The organism is Bradyrhizobium valentinum, assembly GCF_001440405.1.
Classification (GTDB): domain Bacteria; phylum Pseudomonadota; class Alphaproteobacteria; order Rhizobiales; family Xanthobacteraceae; genus Bradyrhizobium; species Bradyrhizobium valentinum.
The window spans coordinates 1-3983 of the sequence record NZ_LLXX01000048.1; the positions used below are offsets into that span (position 1 = coordinate 1).

Annotated in this window: 4 protein-coding genes and 2 pseudogenes; 4 read left to right on the top strand and 2 right to left on the bottom strand. The window is 63.4% G+C overall.

All coding sequences use genetic code 11. The annotated features are described in order from the left end of the window. Nucleotides 1–379 (bottom strand): annotated as a pseudogene (locus CP49_RS08490) (ABC transporter substrate-binding protein); the annotation flags it as partial. 66 nt (nt 380–445) lie between these two features. After that, the gene (locus CP49_RS08495; RefSeq protein WP_063791651.1) at nt 446–994 is read right to left on the bottom strand and encodes a hypothetical protein; all 549 of its coding nucleotides are present in this window, start codon (nt 992–994) and stop codon (nt 446–448) included. 609 nt (nt 995–1603) lie between these two features. Between CP49_RS08495 and minC the strand changes: the two genes are divergently transcribed. The 4 genes and pseudogenes from minC to CP49_RS47070 all read left to right on the top strand — a co-directional run. Beyond that, nucleotides 1604–2305: a septum site-determining protein MinC gene (gene minC / locus CP49_RS08500; RefSeq protein WP_057849832.1), complete on the top strand. Its 702-nt coding sequence runs from the start codon at nt 1604–1606 to the stop codon at nt 2303–2305. 19 nt (nt 2306–2324) lie between these two features. Further along, entirely contained in the window at nt 2325–3140 is an 816-nt protein-coding gene (gene minD / locus CP49_RS08505; protein WP_057849833.1) for a septum site-determining protein MinD, read from the top strand. Next, nucleotides 3137–3433, top strand: a complete 297-nt coding sequence (minE, locus tag CP49_RS08510; protein ID WP_082645923.1) for a cell division topological specificity factor MinE — start codon at nt 3137–3139, stop codon at nt 3431–3433. Before minD ends, minE begins: the two co-directional genes overlap by 4 nt. A gap of 196 nt (nt 3434–3629) precedes the next feature. Next, a pseudogene (locus tag CP49_RS47070) lies at nt 3630–3983 on the top strand (hypothetical protein); the annotation flags it as partial.

Genomic DNA, 3983 nt, shown 5'->3' on the forward strand with positions numbered 1-3983 from the left:
AGGGGCCGATCACGCTGGAGAGGCTCGGCCCGGAGATCGAGCGTTCGAGATCGGCAAGCTGACGGTCGGCCCGGATGCAATCGATTCTGCCCGAGGTAACGGCGGCGCGTCCTTCGGCCACGCTGCGATCGAACACCTGGCTGAGATCGGAACGTTCCGCCTCGTTGGACGAGGCTTCCCGGATCACCTGTGAAAACTTGTCGGCAATGGTCTGAATCCGGGGACGCGCAATGTCGCGGCAGGCCTGTGCCGAGCCGATCACGGGGCCGACACGGCCTGCAAGATCACGCACGATCGTGATATCGCCGGCGGCTTGCGCGCTGCCTCCGATACAGAAAAGCACGGCCCCGACCAGCAGGGCGATCCGGTGCGGGGTCATGGCAAGCTCCTTGAGAACAAGATCGCAGTAAGTCGGTTCTCGGGCATTGTCTGCCCTCCGTCTGGATTATGGGGTGGTGCGTTGTGGCGTGGCCGAATCCGGCTTCTCGCGCCACTGCATGAACTGCTTGAGCAATTGTCCCGACTGCTCGGATGCCGCCGGCGTGCTTGGCGGAGTGGAGGCGAGAAGGGACTGGAATTCGTTGATCGCAGGCTTTTGCGAAGCCTCTCCGGATGAGGAGAGCGCGCTCTTGATCGACTGCGCGAAGCTGGAGAACGCCGACGGCTCACCGTCGCTCTGCCGGAGTCCGGGCACGACGACGACGAAGAACAGCGCCACGAGAGCTGAGACGCCGATGGCGGCAGCAAAGCGCGCCGCGACGGTCCACAGCGCCTTCTTCGACTCCAGTTCGGGTTCGTGCATGACCTCGGGATCCAGGGGATGCGCCCGCAGCGCGTTGGATACGGCGCCTTCGAGCTGGGAATCGAACGACGCCGGCGAAAACGGCGCCTCGGTGCCGGCCTCGCGCAAGGCCGACCGCTCACGCAGCCAGCGCGGCGCGTAGTACAGGGGATCGCGCGGATTGAGATGGTCCTGCTCACTCACACTACTCATACGCTCACTCCTCATGGCACTTGGCGGGTTACCCGGCGGATTAGGTGGCGGCGAAACGGCTGCGGAGACATCGGACAGGAGTTCCAGCTCATGGAGGAGGCGCGCAGAGGAATCCCCGTCCGCCTTCCACCCGTTGCTAGGCTTGGTTGGAAGATTTGAATCAGAATGTAGGACGTCGTCCCTGTTTCCGACGACACCTGTCTGCGAGATACGATCTCGCGACCACTCCACGCCCACGGCTTCCACTGCCCTCGTCCCCTGCCGGCAAATGTCCGTCTGTCCGACGGAATGAGCTGCCAGACCCAGGGAGTCCGCCAGCGCTCATAAGTTTCACTCTTAAGTTTGTTGGAGCCGCGCGAGGACTAATTTAGGTCGGAAACGTGACGAAAGTAAGTTGAGGTCCTGTTAACTACAACCGCGCGCGACCCCTTTGCGCAAAGGCTTTGACGCGCATTCCCAAGCGGTCAGCAGCAAGAATCGGCCACAAATGCGCCGGATTTGCCGCTTGTTGCGCTGTTTTCTGCGCGCAGCGCGCGTTGTCGCATTAATTACTCGTTAACCAACTTCGTCGATTGTTAACCATTCAATAAGAAAGGCGAGTCGAGCATCATGGACGTCCGAGCGGATCCCACGCGTCAACTGGTTCGGCTGCGCGGCCGGTCCTATGTCGCGTTTGTGTTCAGCCCTGTCGTGCCGATCGTGGAATGGCTCGCCGAGATCGACGCTACGCTGGCGCGCTCGCCCGGCTATTTCGTCGGCAAGCCGATCGTGCTCGATCTTTCCTCTGTCGATCTCAGCGGCTCGGCGATCTCCCATCTTCTCGGCAGCTTGGGCGAACGCAACATCCGCGTCCTCGGCATCGAGGGCGTGGAGGAAGAGCGCCTTGGTGCGAACATGCCGCCTTTGCTGACGGGCGGCCGTACCTGCGTGATCACGCGAAGCGAGCCGGCGCAGAAGCCCGAGCCCGAAGCGAAGCCGAAGCCGACCTCACTGCTGCTCGAAAGCCCGGTGCGTTCGGGTCAGTCGATCATCTTCATCGAGGGCGATGTCACGGTGCTCGGCTCGGTTGGCTCGGGCGCGGAGATCGTTGCCGGCGGATCGATCCACATCTACGGGACGCTGCGCGGCCGCGCGATGGCGGGCGTCAACGGAAATTCCAATGCGCGGATCTACTGCCAGAAGATCGAGGCGGAGCTGCTCGCCATCGACGGCTACTACCAGACTGCAGAAGAAATCGACGAGTCGCTCCGTAATCGCCCGGCGCAAGCCTGGCTGCAGGGCGACACCATGAAAATTACCCCGCTGAATTAACCGGCTAAGGAGATCACGTATGGCCAAGGTCCTGGTCGTTACCTCAGGCAAGGGAGGCGTTGGAAAGACCACCTCGACCGCCGCGCTCGGTGCGGCGCTTGCCCAGGGCGGGCAAAGCGTCGTGGTTGTCGATTTCGACGTCGGCTTGCGCAACCTCGATCTCGTGATGGGCGCCGAACGCCGCGTGGTGTTCGACCTCATCAACGTGGTGCAGGGCGTCGCCAAGCTGCCGCAGGCCCTGATCCGCGACAAGCGGCTGGAGAATCTCTGGCTGCTCCCGGCCTCCCAGACCCGCGACAAGGATGCGCTGACCGACGAGGGTGTCGGCCGCGTCATCGCCGAGCTCAGGAGCCGGTTCGACTGGATCCTGTGCGACAGCCCGGCCGGCATCGAGCGCGGCGCGACGCTCGCCATGCGCTATGCCGACGAAGCCGTCATCGTCACCAATCCCGAAGTTTCCTCGGTGCGCGATTCCGACCGCATCATCGGCATGCTCGATTCAAAAACGGTGAGGGCTGAGCGCGGCGAGCGGGTGGAGAAGCACGTGCTGATCACCCGCTATGATCCGGCGCGCGCGGCGCGCGGTGAGATGCTCAATATCGACGACATCCTGGAAATCCTCGCGACACCTTTGATCGGCATCATTCCCGAGAGCCAGGATGTCCTGAAGGCGTCCAATGTCGGCACGCCGGTGACGCTCAACAATGCGGATAGCGCGCCGGCCCGCGCCTATATTGACGCTTCGCGCCGTCTGATGGGCGAGGAAGTCGCCATGGTCGTGCCTGCCGAGCGCAAGGGCTTCATGAACCGGCTGTTGGGACGGAGAGCTGCATGAGCATGAACCTGCTGCGGCTGTTCGGCGGCCGCAACGCATCCGCTCCGGTTGCGCGGGAGCGGCTGCAGATTCTGCTGGCGCACGAGCGCGGGCTGCTCGGCCAGTCCGACCTGCTGGTCACGCTACGGGAGGAGATTCTCGCTGTCGTGTCGAAACATGTGGCGCTCGATCCGGACAAGGTCATCGTCAAGCTGGAGCGGGGCAAGAGCGTCTCGACGCTGGAGGTCGACATCGAAGTGCCCAATGATTTCGACAAGGCGAAGGCGGCGATCCAGAGGCGCATGGCCGGTTGAGGCGAGGTATCGATCGACGACCGATTTGCCGATAGGATGAGGCGATAAACTTCGCCGGGCTCCGAGCATGAATTCGACGCGCGCAGCGCGTCGCGCTCCGCGACGTGGTGCGCTGCTGATCCGGGACCTGGCCTTGCTTTCTCGTGTCGGAGGTCCCGGCTCTGCGGAGCAGCGCGATAGCGCGTCGAAGACGCGCGTGAACGCGCTTATGGCGCTGCACCGCGTCCGGGACACGAGGCAGCGTTATCCCACCAACCGCTCGCGGCCGGCCCAGAAGCTGGCGTTTAGCACCTTCTTTGTTGACCTTGCCGACGCCGCTCATCTTGTTCTTCCTCCCGCCTGCTTTGTCTGTGGCTTTAATCGTGCCAAGGTTGGCGCGAACGCTGGCACACCAAGCAAGCGGCTCAAGCCTGGAAGAAACGCCTTGCCATCCGTCGATGCTCTCTCGCGCTTTCGCGACCGCCTCAGCCTGCCGCTGATCGCGGCACCGATGTTTCTCGTCTCCGGCACCGAGCTCGTGGTCGCCGCCTGCCGCAGCGGCGTGATCGGC